This window comes from Microbacterium sp. NPDC055903 (assembly GCF_053615555.1).
In genome coordinates, this window is sequence record NZ_JBSHCA010000002.1 from 213,763 (window position 1) to 229,218 (window position 15,456).

11 protein-coding genes are annotated in these 15,456 nt (G+C 67.1%); 8 read left to right on the forward strand and 3 right to left on the reverse strand.

The features are described from left to right. Positions 1 to 3: 3 nt before the first annotated feature. Positions 4 to 657: an SDR family oxidoreductase gene (locus ACWGJP_RS10370; RefSeq protein ID WP_452329713.1), complete on the forward strand. Its 654-nt coding sequence runs from the start codon at positions 4 to 6 to the stop codon at positions 655 to 657. On the opposite strand, the gene ACWGJP_RS10375 is transcribed toward ACWGJP_RS10370, so the two are convergent. From ACWGJP_RS10375 to ACWGJP_RS10385, 3 genes are read right to left on the reverse strand one after another with little or no spacing between them, the layout of a single operon-like run. Beyond that, a complete protein-coding gene (locus ACWGJP_RS10375; RefSeq protein ID WP_452329714.1) occupies positions 658 to 1,509 on the reverse strand; it encodes a 3-methyladenine DNA glycosylase in 852 nt (283 codons plus the stop codon). It abuts the gene before it with no gap. Continuing rightward, positions 1,509 to 2,537 carry an App1 family protein gene (locus ACWGJP_RS10380; RefSeq protein WP_452329715.1) on the reverse strand — a complete coding sequence of 343 codons (1,029 nt, stop codon included), beginning with the start codon at positions 2,535 to 2,537 and terminating at the stop codon, positions 1,509 to 1,511. Before ACWGJP_RS10380 ends, ACWGJP_RS10375 begins: the two co-directional genes overlap by 1 nt. 5 nt (positions 2,538 to 2,542) lie before the next feature. Then, entirely contained in the window at positions 2,543 to 3,229 is a 687-nt protein-coding gene (locus tag ACWGJP_RS10385) for a DedA family protein (protein WP_452329716.1), read from the reverse strand. A 43-nt stretch (positions 3,230 to 3,272) separates the two neighbouring features. Here ACWGJP_RS10385 and pabB point away from each other — a divergent pair, with 43 nt between their 5' ends. The 7 genes from pabB (at position 3,273) to ACWGJP_RS10420 (ending at position 15,453) form a co-directional block, all read left to right on the forward strand. Continuing rightward, positions 3,273 to 4,589, forward strand: a complete 1,317-nt coding sequence (gene pabB / locus ACWGJP_RS10390) for an aminodeoxychorismate synthase component I (protein ID WP_452329717.1) — start codon at positions 3,273 to 3,275, stop codon at positions 4,587 to 4,589. Positions 4,590 to 4,650: 61 nt separating this feature from the next. Next, positions 4,651 to 7,230 (forward strand): leucine--tRNA ligase, encoded by a 2,580-nt coding sequence (leuS, locus tag ACWGJP_RS10395; RefSeq protein ID WP_452329718.1) that lies wholly within the window; start codon positions 4,651 to 4,653, stop codon positions 7,228 to 7,230. Positions 7,231 to 7,360: 130 nt separating this feature from the next. Next, a complete protein-coding gene (locus ACWGJP_RS10400) occupies positions 7,361 to 7,966 on the forward strand; it encodes a ComEA family DNA-binding protein (RefSeq protein ID WP_452329719.1) in 606 nt (201 codons plus the stop codon). Further along, positions 7,963 to 8,706, forward strand: coding sequence for a hypothetical protein (locus ACWGJP_RS10405; RefSeq protein WP_452329720.1), 744 nt, complete (start codon positions 7,963 to 7,965; stop codon positions 8,704 to 8,706). Before ACWGJP_RS10400 ends, ACWGJP_RS10405 begins: the two co-directional genes overlap by 4 nt. Positions 8,707 to 9,053: 347 nt before the next feature. After that, on the forward strand, positions 9,054 to 11,063 hold the full coding sequence (locus ACWGJP_RS10410; RefSeq protein ID WP_452329721.1) for a type I restriction-modification system subunit M: 2,010 nt from the start codon (positions 9,054 to 9,056) through the stop codon (positions 11,061 to 11,063). Next, positions 11,060 to 12,223, forward strand: a complete 1,164-nt coding sequence (locus ACWGJP_RS10415; protein WP_452329722.1) for a restriction endonuclease subunit S — start codon at positions 11,060 to 11,062, stop codon at positions 12,221 to 12,223. Before ACWGJP_RS10410 ends, ACWGJP_RS10415 begins: the two co-directional genes overlap by 4 nt. A gap of 2 nt (positions 12,224 to 12,225) precedes the next feature. Continuing rightward, a complete protein-coding gene (locus ACWGJP_RS10420; protein WP_452330364.1) occupies positions 12,226 to 15,453 on the forward strand; it encodes a type I restriction endonuclease subunit R in 3,228 nt (1,075 codons plus the stop codon). The last annotated feature ends 3 nt before the right edge of the window (positions 15,454 to 15,456 follow it).

The window sequence follows — 15,456 nt, forward strand, 5'->3', positions numbered from 1 at the left end:
CCCGTGTCCCGCATCATCCTGTTCGGTGGCCACGGCCGCGTCGCGCTCCTGCTCACTCCGCTCCTCGTCGCGAGAGGCGACGAGGTGACCTCGATCATCCGCGATCCCCGTCACGTCGCGGACATCGCCGCCCTCGGCGGGACGCCCGTCGTCGCCGACATCGAGAACGCGGATGCCGAGGGCATGACCAGGCTCGTGGCCGGTCACGACGCCGTCGTCTGGTCTGCGGGTGCCGGGGGAGGAGACGCAGCGCGCACCTATGCGGTCGATCGTGACGCGGCGATCTCGAGCATGACCGCGGCGATGCGTGCGGGTGTCCGTCGCTACGTGATGGTCTCCTGGATCGGCTCGAGGGCGGACCACGGAGTGAACCCCGATGACGGGTTCTTCGCCTACGCCGATGCCAAGTGGGCAGCCGACGAGCACCTGACGGGCACAGACCTGGATTGGACGGTGCTCGGGCCGGGGACGCTCACGTTCGACGAGCCGACCGGTCTCATCGAAGTGGACGAGACCGGCCGCGGCGCCGTCGCTCGGGGCGATGTCGCCGCCGTGATCGCGCAGACCCTGGTGGAGCCCGCCACGATCGACAGGACCATCCGCTTCGGCAACGGCCTCGGCGGCGCTCCTCAGCCGATCGCCCAGGCGCTGCGCTGATCAGCCGCCCAGCCAGGCGATGAGGATGCGCTCGCGAAGCGCGTTGCCGCGCTCGGCGAAGCCGCGCTGCCTGGCGACGTATTCGGTCTTGCCCTCCGTCGTCTCGATCCGGACGGGCACGACGCCCCAGGCCTGCAGGTCGTAGGGCGCTGCCTCCATGTCGAGCAGGCGGATGTCCCGTGCGAGCTCGAACGCGTCGAGCAGAAGCTCGCCGGGAACCAGCGGGCCGAGCTTCATCGCCCACTTGTAGACATCCATGCCCGCATGCAGACAGCCGGGCTGTTCGAGATCGGGCTGCCCCTCGCGGTCGAGCGGCGAGCGATTGCGGGGCACCGCGTCGGGGGTGAAGAACCGGAACGCGTCGAAGTGCGTGCAGCGGAGGTCGTTCGACTCGACGACCGCATCCGTTCCGGATTGCCCCAGACGAAGCGGCGCGGGATGCCTGTGCTCCCGCTCGCGGTAGACCATGGCCCACTCGTGCAGACCGAAGCATCCGAACCGTCCGGGGCGCGCCGCGGTCCTGCGCAGCATCGTCTCGACCAGCGTCGCGAGCGGTGCCTTCTCGGCGGCGAACGCCTCGGCATCCGGCATGACCGACTCCTCGGAGGTCCCCGGCGAGTACCACCGCCATGTCACGCGCTCCGCGGCGTCCTCGAGCTGAACGTCTGCGCCAGGATGCCATCTGCGCAGCTGGGCGGGCTTGTATCCGTAATAGGTGAAGAGGAAGTCCCACACCGGGTGCTTCTCGCCGCGCCGCGCGCGGTCGCGATGCGCGGCGGTCAGGGCGTCCGCACGTGCCTGATGCGCGCGTTCGCGCTCGCGCCACTCGCCGGACGACAGCGCGATGCGCATCAGCGGAGTATCCCCGCTTCGCCGAGGCGTTCCCGAAGGCCGGCCCCGTCGGATGCCGTGACCCACGGCACCGTGTCGTCGGAGTGATCGTCGACGGGCGCGCGACCGCCGGCCAGCATCGCCTCCGTCGTGGAGAGCTGGCGGATCGCGACGCCGGCGACGCATTCCGGATGCTCGTGCTGGAACTGGGTGTAGATCGCCTCGTCGTGCTGTCCGTCGTCGCCGATGAGCAGCCAGCGGACGCCGGGGAACTCTGCCGCGAGCCGGCGGAGATTGGTCAGCTTGTGCTCGCGGCCGCTGCGGAACCATCGGTCGTGCGTGGGGCCCCAGTCGGTGAGCAGCATGGAACCCAGCGGGAAGAGGTGTCTGCTGAGGAATCTCCGCAGCGTCGGAGCCACGTTCCACGCGCCGGTGGAAAGGTAGATCATCGGGGCACCTGGGTGCTGACGCACGAGCTGCTCGAGGAGCACGGCCATCCCCGGCACGGGGATCCTGGCGTGCTCGTCGACGACGAAGGAGTTCCACGCGGCGATGAAGGGCCGGGGGAGGGCCGTGACCATCACCGTGTCGTCGACGTCGCTGACCACGCCGAAGCCCACCTGCTCGTCGACGATGAACACCGTGCCGGCAGTCGGCTCACCGCCGTCCACCGAAACCGAGAACGCCTGCCATCCCGGCTCCAGATCTGCGCGGACGACCGTGTCGATGACGCCGCCGCGGTCGGCGACGACGTCCTGGGTGCGCCCGCCGATCGTCACCTGCACCGTCGCGAAGCCGACCGGGATGCCGACGAAGCTCCGCCAGCCGCGGACGCTCGCGGCGTCGCCGTTCGTTCGCTTGCGCTGCGGCGGAAGGATCAGGACCCGCCCGACGATGCGCACCCAGCCCGCGCCGCCGTAGCCGGGGAACGGCAGGATGCTCGCCGTCCGTCCACGTCGTCTGGCGCGCTTCTCGCGCCAGACGTGGAAGCGGTGCTCCAGGCGTGCGAACCAGTGGATCCTGGCCTGGGGGGCGGCGTGATCGGGCATCCCCCTCAGTCTTTCATGCCCGGCGCGGTCCCTTCACCCCCTGGAGCCCCCTCGACGGGATCCATATGGCGCTGCTCCCACTTCTGCAGGAGCTTCTTGCCCAGCATGAGCAGCACCAGGAAGACGACGATGACGCCGACGAAGATGTAACCGGCGTAGTGCACCTGGTCGACCAGGCGACGGAAGCCGCCGGCGGCCAGGGAGGTGACACTGACGTACGCGCCGGCCCAGAGCACGCACGCCGGAGCGGTCCACGCGAGGAAGCGTCGATAGGGGTAGCCGCTCATGCCGACGGTCACGGGGACGAGCGAATGCAGCACGGGCAGGAACCGGGACAAGAAGATCGCGATCCCTCCTCGCCGGCGGAGGTAGTTCTCGGCGCGCTGCCAGTGCGTCTCACCGATCCTTCGGCCGAGCCAGGATGTGCGAAGGTGAGGTCCGAGCCACCGGCCCAGCGCGAAGCCGATGCTCTCCCCGATCAGGGCCCCGATGACGACGGCGACGCCCAGCCAGACACCCTCTGCGACGCCCGCGACACCGAGGGAAGCGATGATCACGATGGTGTCGCCGGGTACGATCAGGCCGATCAGGACGCTCGTCTCGAGCATGACCGCGACGCCCGCGATCACCGTGCGCCAACCGGGGGGCACCGACTGCACGGCGGCGAACAGCCAGTTCAGGAAGTCGTCCATCGAGACGAGAATACGCGGAGCCCGCCGCCCTTACGCTGGGAGAGTGCCCGCCCCGATCGTGCTGCGTTCCCGTCTCCTCACGGCGACGGCACGGGCCGATGCGCTGTTCACGGCCCTGACGAGGGACGAACGCGACCTTTTCTGGCTCGATGCGGGCCCTGATGCGGCATCGGGGTGGAGCATCCTCGGTACCGGGACGCGGGAGGAGGACGCCGCAGCCCCTGGCCGAACACGTGTCGATACAGCGCCGTCGAGCGATCCATCCGCGCCGCCGTTCCATGGCGGATGGGTCGGCTGGCAGGACTACGAGAGCGGGGCGCGCGCCGTAGGAGCGCCCGTCGCGGGTTCCTCGGGAACACCCGCCTGGGTGCGCGTCGACCGGGCGATCGCGGTCGATCACGCCCGTGACGCGGTCTGGGCCCTCGCCGCGCCGGCGGAGATCGTCGCGTGGTCTCGCGAGGTCGAGCATCTCTGCGCGACGGCTTCCTCACCGGAGCCGCGCGACGCTGCGGCGGCCGAGGCGGTGGCGCGTCATTCGCCCGCCGACTACGCGGCGCTCATCGAGCGGTGCAGGGACGCGATCCGCGCAGGCTCCGCATACCAGCTGTGCCTCACCACCCGCTTCACGGTGCCGGGGGAGCACGACCCCGTGCAGGCGTATCTGCGCCTGCGGGCCGCCACCCCCGCGCATCACGGCGGCTTCATCCGGATCGGGGAGCGCGCGCTGCTGAGCGCGAGCCCCGAGCTGTTCCTTCGCACGGAAGGCGGGCGGGTGTCGACCCGCCCGATCAAGGGGACGCGCCCCAGGGCCGTGGATCCGATCGAGGATGCCGCGCTCGCGACCGAGCTCGTCGAAAGCACCAAGGAGCGCGCCGAGAACGTGATGATCGTGGACCTGATGCGCAACGACCTCTCCCGGATCTGCGAACCGGGCAGCGTCCGGGTCGATGGCCTCTGGGAGGTGGAGAGCTACCCCGCCGTCCACCAGCTCGTCAGCACCGTCAGTGGACGGCTGGGGCCCGGCATCACCGTGGCCGATCTCTGGTCGGCCGCGTTCCCCGCCGGCAGCATGACGGGTGCGCCCAAGCTCTCGGCGATGGCGATCCTGCACGGCCTGGAACAGGAGCCGCGGGGCGTCTACAGCGGATGCTTCGGCCACATCGGCCTTGATGGAACGGTCGATCTCGCCATGGTCATCCGCAGCGTCGTCGTCGAGAGCGACGAGGCCTGGATCGGCGCGGGCGGCGGGATCACGTGGCGCTCGGACGCCGCCGCGGAGGTCGCGGAGGTCGCGACCAAGGCGAGGGCGCCGCTGGGCGCGCTCGGCGCCGTGCTGCCCGACGCCTGGCTCGCCGATTGATCCGATAACCTGGAACTTCGCGATTCCGCACGCCCTGCACTCCCAGATTGGCCGTTCGCTCTTGTCCGAGAACCTGTCCTCCACGCCCGACGACGCATCCGCCCTGCCGTCCCCGCACGCACTCCAGGCGAAGTGGCAGACCTACTGGGCCGAGAACCAGACGTTCCTCGCCGGCGGCGCGGAGGACACGCGCCCCCGCAAGTACGTGCTCGCGATGTTCCCGTACCCCTCCGGCGACCTGCACATGGGGCACGCGGAGAACTATCTCTACTCGGACATCGTGGCCCGGTTCTGGCGCCACCGCGGGCACAACGTGCTCAACCCCATCGGCTGGGACTCCTTCGGCCTGCCGGCCGAGAACGCCGCGATCCGCCGTGGCGCTGACCCGCGCGAGTGGACGTACAAGAACATCGCCCAGCAGAAGCGCGGCTTCGAGCAGTACGGCGTCTCCTTCGACTGGACGCGCGAGCTGCACACATCGGACCCGGAGTACTACCACTGGAACCAGTGGCTGTTCCTGAAGCTCTATGAGCGAGGCCTCGCATACCGCAAGAAGAGCCCCGTCAACTGGTGCCCGAACGACCAGACCGTGCTCGCGAACGAGCAGGTGGTCGACGGCCGTTGCGAGCGCTGCGGTGCAGAGGTCGTGAAGAAGAAGCTCACGCAGTGGTACTTCAAGATCACCGACTACGCCGACCGTCTCCTGGACGACCTGAACCAGCTCGAGGGCTTCTGGCCGCACAAGGTGCTGCAGATGCAGCGCAACTGGATCGGGCGCTCCGTCGGTGCGGACATCGACTTCGTCATCGAAGGCCGCGACGAACCCGTCACGGTGTTCTCCACGCGCCCCGACACGCTGCACGGCGCCACCTTCTTCGTCGTCGCCCCCGATGCGGACCTGGCCGCAGAGCTCGCGGCCGATGCCTCGGCGGAGGTGCGTGAGCGCTTCGCTGGCTACCTCGCCGAGGTGCAGAAGACGACGGACATCGACCGGCAGTCGACGGAGCGACCGAAGACCGGTGTGTTCCTGGAGCGTTACGCGGTCAACCCCGTGAACGGCGAGAGGCTGCCGATCTGGGCGGCCGACTACGTGCTGGCCGATTACGGGCACGGCGCCGTCATGGCGGTGCCGGCACACGACCAGCGCGACCTCGACTTCGCCCTCGCGTTCGATCTGCCGGTGAAGGTCGTCGTCGACACGACGGCGCCGATCACCGGTGCCATGCCGGTCATCGAGGTCGACGAGGACGGCGTCCCCGTCGACACGCTGCCGAGCCTGGACGACCAGCATCCGTCGGTGACACGCGTGGCGCTGACCGGCGAGGGCCGCCTGATCAACTCCGGTGAGCTCAACGGCATGTCCAAGCGCACGGCCATCGCCCGCACCATCGAGCAGCTCGAGGCCGCCGGCACCGGTCGTGCCGCGAAGAACTACCGCCTGCGGGATTGGCTGATCTCGCGACAGCGCTTCTGGGGAACCCCGATCCCTATGCTGCACGCGGAGGACGGCCGGATCATCCCCGTCCCCGAGGAGCAGCTGCCGGTCACGCTGCCGAGCGTCGAGGGTCTCGATCTGTCGCCCAAGGGCGCCTCCCCGCTCGGCGCGGCGGAGGGCTGGGTGCGCACCACCGACCCGGCGACGGGCGATCCGGTGCTGCGCGACCCGGACACGATGGACACCTTCGTCGACAGCTCGTGGTACTTCCTGCGGTTCCTCTCGCCCGGCAGCGACGAGGTGGCCTTCGATCAGGCCGAGGCCGATCGCTGGGCGCCCGTCGACAGCTACATCGGCGGCGTCGAGCACGCCATCCTGCACCTGCTGTACGCGCGCTTCATCACGAAGGTGCTCTTCGACATGGGGCTGATCGACTTCACCGAGCCGTTCTCCAGCCTGATCAACCAGGGCATGGTGATCCTGGACGGCGCGAAGATGTCGAAGTCCAAGGGCAATCTCGTGCTCTTCCAGGAGGAGCTCGACGCCCACGGCGCCGATGCGCTCCGCGTGGGTCTCGCCTTCGCCGGTCCGGTGGAGGACGACAAGGACTGGGCCGACGTCTCGACCACGGGCGCGCAGAAGTTCCTCGCCCGCGCCCTGCGCATCGCGCAGGAGGTCGCGAGCCCCGTCGACGTCGTCTTCGCCGGCGGCGACCAGGCTCTGCGCCGCGGGACGCACCGCCTCCTCGCGGATGCGCCGTCGCTCGTCGAGCAGACGAAGTTCAACGTCCTCGTCGCGCGTCTCATGGAGCTCGTCAACCTCACGCGCAAGACGATCGACTCGGGCGCCGGCGCCGCGGATCCCGCTGTCCGCGAGGCGGCCGAGACGATCGCCGTCATGCTGGATCTCATCGCGCCGCACACGGCCGAGGAGATGTGGGAGCTGCTGGGGCACGAGCCTTCCGTCGGTCTCGTCTCGTGGCGCTCCGCCGATCCGGCGCTGCTCGTCGAGGACACCGTCACGGCTGTCGTCCAGGTCAACGGCAAGGTCCGCTCTCAGCTCGATGTGTCGGCCAAGATCGGCGCGGAGGAGCTCGAGGCTCTCGCCCGCGCGGATGAGCGCGTGATCAGGTCGGTCGGAGACAAGGAGATCGTCAAGGTCGTCGTCCGGGCACCGAAGATCGTGAGCATCGTCGTCAAGGGCTGAGTGCTGCGACGTCGCGAAGCGACGTCTGAGGTCTCTGCACAGTTCGGGATCTTCACGACTTGTCCACGGATGCGGGGATCCGCGCCGGATGAAGGCCGGCTGGGCCGGACTCCCGCCGTAGCGTGGCGGCGTGCCGCAAGAAACCGAACCACCCCCGCGCGCCACGTCGCGTCTGCGGCTGAGCATCGGCGCGGCCGTCGTGACCGGTCTTGTCGTGCTGTCCGGCGCTGTCGGGCTCGGCATCATCCGCGGACAGGCCGCGCCAGGGCAGGTCATCGAGCAGAGCGATGAAGAGGGCGCAGCCGTCGTGCCGGCGGAGCTCTACGTGCATGTGCTCGGGGAGGTCGCCAGCCCCGGCCTCTACGTCCTCGAGCAGGGCGCACGCGTTGCCGATGCACTGGCGGCGGCGGGCGGAACGCTGGAGGAGGCCGATCTCGGCGCCGTCAATCTCGCACGCCCTCTGGCGGATGGCGAGCAGGTGGTCGTCCCTGCCCTGGGTGCTGCGACGGCGGGGGAGAGCACCGCGTCGGGCGTCACCGCCGACGGCGTGATCGACCTGAACACGGCCGACCAGTCTGCGCTGGAGACGCTCCCGCGGATCGGCCCGGCGCTCGCGCAGCGGATCATCCAGTGGCGGGAGGAGAACGGTCGTTTCGCCTCCGTGGACGACCTGCTCGCGGTACCAGGTATCGGCACCAAACTGCTGGAGGGGCTTCGAGGCCAGGTCAGGGTATGAAAGGGCGCGATCTGCGGATGCTGCCGGTCGCCGGGGGCGCCTGGGCCGCCGCGCTGGTGTGCGTCTCGCTGCCGAAGGCCGTCGGCGGCGTGCTTGGCGTGGCCGGGGCATGCGCCGTCGTGGCGCTGCTGTTCGCGGTGCGGCGGGGGAAGGCGGCGACGAGAGCGGCACTGCTCGTGGTGGTCGCAGCGGTCGGCGCGGGTGTCGCCGTATCAGCGTCGCTCGCGGGACCTGTGAGGGCGGAGCTGGCAGCGGTGGACGGGCGGTACATCGTCCTCGAGGCGCGGGTGTCGTCCTCCTCGTCCATCGGAGCCGACGGGCGGCTCTGGTTCGCCGCACAGACGCTCACGGTGAGCCGCGCGGGAGAGACGGTCGAGCTGGATGCGCCGGTGCGGATCGGAGTGGAGCCCACGGCTGGCGCGGATCTGGGCGCGCTGATCCGGGTGAGCGGGCAGGCCATGGCGACGGATGCCGGAGAGGGGGCTGTGCTCGTGGTGTTCGCGAACGAGGCGGAGATCGTGTCACCGGCCGAAGGCGTCTTCGCCGTGGCCGCGCAGACGCGCAGCGACTTCGCCGCACGGGCGACGATGCTGCCGGAGCCGGGCGCCGGCCTGCTGCCAGGGCTTGCCGTCGGCGACACCCGAGCCGTGTCGCCGGAGCTGAACGATGCGATGCTCACGAGCGGGCTCTCCCATCTGACCGCGGTGTCCGGGGAGACTGTTGACTTAAGAGGTGGGTAAACAGATCTCTTGGAATGACTGGGATCGCGGGGGAGCGGCGGCCCTCGCCTACGAGCGTATCTCGGGCGTGGAGGGGGATCGAACCGGGCTCCAACGACGACCGAAGGCGAGTTCAGGTGACAGTGCTCACAGCTATGCCGGATTGCTGCGCGGCGACCGTCGCTTCCCCTCGACCGCTTCCGGTAGCAGAGGAGTCCATCACTCGGTGGCGCGCGGAGCTTTAGTAAGCGCGCGACGACGTCGCCAGGTCGGGGACGGCGAGTCTCAAATGTCGGCAGGTCTCGGTAGGTTTGGGGGTAGCCATACCTTGGCCACATCATCGCAACGAGGTCCGGAGTCAGTACGTCGTGTCAGTCTTGTCGAGTTTCGTGTGGAGTGTCGCCGACACGCTCCGTGGCCCCTACGCGGAGGCCGAATACGGGTCTGTGATCCTGCCGTTCACGGTGCTGCGCCGCCTGGAGTGCGTCATGGAGCAACACCGCGACACGATGGCTGAGATCGTCGCGAAGCACGCTGGTGAGCAGCAGCGACGCACGCACCTGAAGATCGCGACCCGCACAGAGGACAGCGCCGGGTTGTCGTTCTGGACCACCAGCGCTTACACGCTGAAGAAGGCGCTGCAGGACCCGGATAACCTCGCCGAGAACCTCATCGACTACGTGGGCGGCTTCTCTGCAAACCTGGACGTGTTCAAGTCCTTCGGGTTCGAGAACGTCATCCGCACGCTCGACGAGCGCGACCGGCTCGCACAGGTCGTCCGTCATTTCGACAAGATCGACTTGTCGCCTGACGCGGTCTCCAACGCCGACATGGGTGACCTCTTCGAGAACCTCATCTATCGGTTCGCCGAGTCCGCCAATGACGGTGCTGGCCAGTTCTACACGCCCCGCGACGTGGTGCGCCTGCTCGTCGACCTGGTCTACGCCGAGGACACCGAGGCGCTACGAGATCGCGGCACCGTGCGGTCGATCTACGATCCCACGGTTGGCACAGGTGGCATGCTGACCGTCGCCGACGAACACCTCCATGGCTTGAACCCTGACGCCTCCACTGCGCTGTTCGGGCAGGAGATCAACCCGCGCACCTACGCGATCTGCAAAGCCGACCTGCTGATCAAGGGCCAGGACCCCTCGAACGTCCGCCAGGGCGACACGCTCGTCATCGACAAGTTCGAGGACCGCCGCTTCGATTACGTCCTGTCCAACCCGCCATTCGGCACGGATTGGAAGGCCGTCGAGTCCGTCGTGAAGAACGAGCACGATCGCGGCGGACAGGGACGCTTCGCGCCCGGCCTCCCTGCAGTCGGCGACGCGGCAATGCTGTTCCTGCTGCACGTGGCATCGAAGATGCGCGACGTCGACGAGACGGGCCGTGGCGGGAAGGCCGGCATTGTCCTCAACGGTTCGCCGCTGTTCAATGGCGGCGCGGGGTCCGGGCCGTCCGACATCCGCGGTCACTTGCTTGAGCGCAACCTCGTGGAGGCCATCGTCGCGCTCCCGAACGACATGTTTTACAACACCGGAATCGCCACGTATCTGTGGATCTTGTCGAACGCGAAGCCCGAAGCACGCGAGGGCAAGGTGCAGCTCATCGACGCCACCGGGCTCGGGTCGAAGTTGCGGAAGTCCATCGGCTCCAAGCGCGTCGAGATCGCCGACGAGGGTCGCGAGGCGATCGTGCGGGCCTTCGCCGGGACCGAGGGCGAGACGTCGGACATCAAAGTGCCCGTGAAGGTGTTCGACAACCTCGACTTCGCCTACTGGGCCGTCACGGTCGAGCGGCCGCTCCAGCTCCGGTTCGAGTGCACCTCGGAGACCATCGGTGCCGTTACCGAGCACAAGACGCTCGGCAAGATCACAGGGCTGGTCGAGTCGCTCGAGTCATTCGGTGACCAGCCGTACCTGAACCGGGAGAAGTTCAATCTGGCACTGGGCAAACATCTCGGCGACCATGGCCTCCGCCTGACTCCGGCGCAGCGCAAGACCCTGTGGCAGACCATCGGCGTCCACGACGAAGATGCCGACATCTGCGTGTACGCCTCGGGTGCCCAGAAGGGCGACCCCGAACCAGACGCCACGCTGCGCGACACCGAGAACGTCCCGTTCGGATGGGGCGGGCACCCCAAGACGCACGAAGCTCAGCAGGAGACCGTGCAGGCCTACTTCGACGCCGAAGTGAAGCCGCACGTCGACGACGCGTGGATCGACTGGTCGAAGACGAAGACCGGCTACGAGATCCCCTTCACCCGGCACTTCTACACATACGAGCCGCCCCGGGCGCTTGACGAGATCGATGCCGACCTTGAGCGGGTCGTGGGTGAGATCATGACTCTGCTGCGTGAGGTGGAGGAGGGATGAGCCCCGCAGCGCAGCAGGGTTGGCAGCGGATGCCGCTGCGTCGACTCGCTATTTGTCGTGACGACCTTCGGGAGCCCGTAAACGCGACCGAGCGCGCCAACATGCAGGGAGACATCCCGTACTGGGGCGCGAACGCCATCCAGGACTATGTGAATCGCGCCAAGGTAAGTCGTCCAGTCGTACTCGTGGGCGAGGACGGCGCACCCTTCTACGATCGGGACAAGCCGGTGGCGTTTTACATCGATGAACCGATCTGGCCGAACAACCATATTCACGTCCTTTTTCCGAATTCGGGGATCGACGGTCGCTGGCTGGCCTATGGGCTGAATGCGGTTGACTACTCGACGGTGATCACGGGAGCAACCCGTGACAAGCTCACTCAGGGCGCGTTGAAGTCGATCATGTTGCCAGTTCCGCCGTCCGACGAACAATGCGCCATCGCCGACTACCTGGACCACGAGACGGCCCAGATCGACGCCCTCGTGGTGAAGCAGGAGGAGCTGCTTACGCATCTGGCCGAACGCAAACGGTCAGTGCTGGACCACGTGTTGGCGGACGTCGATGGTGAGACGCGGCGCTTGCGATGGCTGTACCGCCCCTCGATCGAGGCGAGCAAACCCGATGAAGAGGTGTTGTCGGTCTACCGCGAATACGGCGTCATCCCGAAGTCTTCCCGAACGGACAATTTCAACAAGACGCCTGAGAACGTCGATCGTTATCTTCTGGTTCGGCCCGACGACTTGGTTGTCAACAAGATGAAGGCGTGGCAGGGGTCGTTGGGGATCTCAGCCCATCGCGGAATCGTCAGCGGGGACTACGAGGTGCTGCGCCCGACGACGCCGGACCTGGATCCCGAATATGCCCACTTCCGTCTGCGGTCGCCGGAGATGGTTCTGGAGTATCGGCTCCGCTCGCGGGGCATTCGACCATCCCAGTGGCGTCTCTACTGGCAGGACCTGGCAGATATCGAGGTGATTGTCCCGTCCCTCACGGAGCAGCGAACCGCCGCTGCGCGGATCAAGTCCGAGACGGCCCAGATCGATGCTCTGGTCGCCAAGGCGGAGGAGCACATCGCCCTCGCCAAGGAGCGTCGCTCGGCGTTGGTCACGGCGGCAGTAACAGGCCAGATCGACGTACGCACGGCATGGAAAGTGAGCTGACAATGGCAGCACCTGATGGCACCCGCGAGGAGGCGTTCGAGCGAGAGATCGCCGAGCATCTCGCCGCGAACGGGTGGGAGTACAGCGAGACCGACGACGGCTATGACGTCGAGCGGGCGATCTGGCCCGAGGACGTGCACTGGTGGCTGAGCGAGACGCAGCCTGACGAGTACGCCAAGGTCGTCCGTGTCGGCACCGGCGCTGAGGCCGCCGACCGCGAGGCTCTGCTGTCTTCTCTCGTCGCACGTCTAGAGACGCCGATGAGCTCGGGTGGCGGGACGCTCAACGTGCTGCGGAGGAAGTTCTCGCACACCCGCGGCGCGACTGCGCACCTTCGGATGTGCCAGTTCCGCCCGGCCACGACTCAGAACTCGACGACGACCGAGCACTATCGGAAGGTCCGGCTGCGCGTCGTCCGCCAGGTGCACTTCTCGCCGAAGCGCGGGGACAACCGCTCGATCGATCTGGTGCTGTTCGTCAACGGGCTGCCTGTGGCGACCATCGAGCTGAAGTCGTTCTTCAAGCAGGAGTGGCGCACAGCGGTCAGTCAATACCGGAACGACCGGAATCCGGCGGGGCAGCCGCTGCTGGGCTTCGGCACCCGCGCCCTGGTTCACTTCGCCGTGGATGACGACCAGGTCCACATGACGACGAAGCTGGCGGGGGAGAAGACCTACTTCCTGCCGTTCAACCGTGGCCATGAAGACACCGGAGCTGCCGGGAACCCGCAGAACCCGGGGGGCGCTGCCACATCGTACCTGTGGGAGCAGATCCTACAGCGCGACAATTGGCTGAGCATTCTCGGCTCGCAGATGTTCCTGAAGACCGAGGCAGATGAGGACCCCGCCACGGGAAAGATTAAGCGCTCGACGACGCTGATGTTCCCGCGCTTCCACCAGTGGCGTGCGGTCAAGAAGCTTGTCGAGACGATCGCTGACGAGAAGCCGGGCCGGCGCTACCTGATCGAGCACTCCGCCGGGTCAGGTAAGACCAACACCATCGCGTGGACGGCGCACCGACTCGCGCGGCTTCACAATAGTGACAATGAGAAGATCTTCGACAAGGTCCTGATCGTCTCGGACCGGCGTGTCCTCGATGCGCAGCTGCAGCAGGCGGTCGAGCAGGTCGACGACACCGTCGGCACCGTCGCCATCATCGACTCTGCGGCCGTGCGTCGATCAGGCGGCTCCAAGTCGCGTGCGCTGCGCGATGCGCTGACCGGCTCGGCGTTGATCATCGTCGTCACGATCCAGACCTTCCCGTACGTCAAGGGCCTGTTGGAGACGACGCTGGGCGACAAGAAGTTCGCGGTGATCATCGATGAGGCGCATACCTCGCAGTCGGGTAAGACGTCGTCGGATCTGAAGAAGGTGCTCACCGAAGGTGGGCAGATCGCCGTTGAGGAGGAGCTAGACGAGCAGGACATCGTCAACGAGCTTGTCGATGAACAGGACGCCAGGGAGCGGCAGATCGCAGGGGAGACCGCGGCCCGGGCGGGCGCACGCAACGTGTCGCTGCTGGCGTTCACGGCAACCCCGAAGGCGAAGACCAAAGCGCTCTTCGGTCGCGAGAACGACGAAGGGCTACCTGTTTCCTTCGACGTGTATCCGATGCGGCAAGCGATCGAGGAGGGCTTCATCCTCGACGTGCTCCGTGGCTACCAGACGTACAAGACGGCGTTCGAGATTGAGCAGCGAGGTGGCGATGGTGTCGTCACCGGCATCGTCGAAGGCGATGACCGGCTGGTAGATCCCAGCATCGCATCCCGCAAGATCATGCGTTTCGCGAACCTGCATCCGACGAACATCGGCCAGAAGGTCGAGATCATCGTCGAGCACTTCCGTGCCAACGTCGCCCACCTGCTGGACGGAAACGCCAAGGCGATGGTCGTCACTGATTCCCGGCAGGCGGCGGTCCGGTACAAGGTCGAGGTTGACAAGTATCTCGCGCAGAAGGGATACGGCTATCAGTCGATCGTCGCGTTCTCCGACAAGATCAGTGACGACGAGTATGGCCTGGCCGACGTCACCGAGGCGTCGATGAACCCCGGTCTCGGCTCAGACCTGGCCAAAGAGTTCCGACGACCCGAGTATCGGCTCATGATCGTCGCCGATAAGTTCCAGACCGGCTTTGACCAGCCGCTGTTGTGCGCGATGTACGTCGACAAGAAGCTCCCGGATGTGCACGCGGTTCAGACGCTGTCGCGGCTCAACCGCACGTATCGTGCGCCGTCGGGGGAGGTGAAAGACCGCACCTTCGTGCTCGACTTCGTCAACGACCCCGTAGAGATTCGTGAAGCGTTCCTGACGTACTACATTGAGGCACACGTCGAGACGGCCACGGACCCGAACCTGGTGCATCAGCTTGCGACGAAGCTCGCCCAGTCGAGGGTCTACACGACACATGACGTGGAGCGCTATGCGAAGGCATGGTGGACTCCGAACCAGTCACATGCCGCGCTGGCGGCTGCTGTGACGCCTGCGCGCGATGAGTTCGTGAATCGCTGGCGCGAGGCGATGGGCGAGCAAGACAGTCAGGCGCTCGACGAGTTGCGGACCTTCCGCAAGGACTGCGGTTCCTACGTTCGCCTCTACGACTTCATGTCCCAGGTCGTCGACTACGGCACCAGCGATCTGGAGAAACTGGCCGAGTTCCTGAGGCAGCTCTCGCGGCTGCTCCCGTCCGATGACTCCGGAATAGACGCCGACGTCTCCGGGCTCGAGTTGCGCCGTGTTCGCCAGATCGATCAGGGCAGGGCCGACATCGGCCTGTCCGGAGACCAAGACACCCCGGGTCTGCGGGGGATCTCCAGCGTCGGATCCGGGGTCTCTCGACCCGACCCGCAGCAGGAACTCCTGTCGCAGGTCGTCGCACGGATCAACGCCCTCTTCGGTGCGGAGTTCGCCGACCCGCAGATTGAGGGCTTCATCATCGCGGCCGCCGGTATGGCTGAGGAGGACCAGCGCATCGCTGACCAGATCGACCACAACGCTGTCGATCAGTTCTTGGCCTCGCCCGAGCTTCGCGAAACGCTGACTGACGCGGCCGTGTTGAACGAGGGCGCGTTCGGCAAGCTCACCGGTGCGTTGACGGGCGAGAACGAGCGTGCTGACGAGTTCATCCGGCTCATCGGTGAGTACCTCTACCAGTCTCGGCGTCTTCGAATGGAAGAGGACCCCGGTTCGGATGACGGCGCGGCCACAGACTCGGGAGAGGATGAGGGCGAGTAAGGC

What these genes read in the sequence shown, in the direction of transcription:
- ACWGJP_RS10375 (WP_452329714.1), bottom strand. Translation starts at nt 1,509, where the DNA reads ATGCGCATCGCGCTGTCGTCCGGCGAGTGGCGCGAGCGCGAACGCGCG.
- ACWGJP_RS10385 (WP_452329716.1), bottom strand. Translation starts at nt 3,229, where the DNA reads ATGGACGACTTCCTGAACTGGCTGTTCGCCGCCGTGCAGTCGGTGCCC.
- ACWGJP_RS10415 (WP_452329722.1), top strand. Translation starts at nt 11,060, where the DNA reads ATGAGCCCCGCAGCGCAGCAGGGTTGGCAGCGGATGCCGCTGCGTCGA.
- ACWGJP_RS10420 (WP_452330364.1), top strand. Translation starts at nt 12,226, where the DNA reads ATGGCAGCACCTGATGGCACCCGCGAGGAGGCGTTCGAGCGAGAGATC.
- ACWGJP_RS10405 (WP_452329720.1), top strand. Translation starts at nt 7,963, where the DNA reads ATGAAAGGGCGCGATCTGCGGATGCTGCCGGTCGCCGGGGGCGCCTGG.
- ACWGJP_RS10380 (WP_452329715.1), bottom strand. Translation starts at nt 2,537, where the DNA reads ATGCCCGATCACGCCGCCCCCCAGGCCAGGATCCACTGGTTCGCACGC.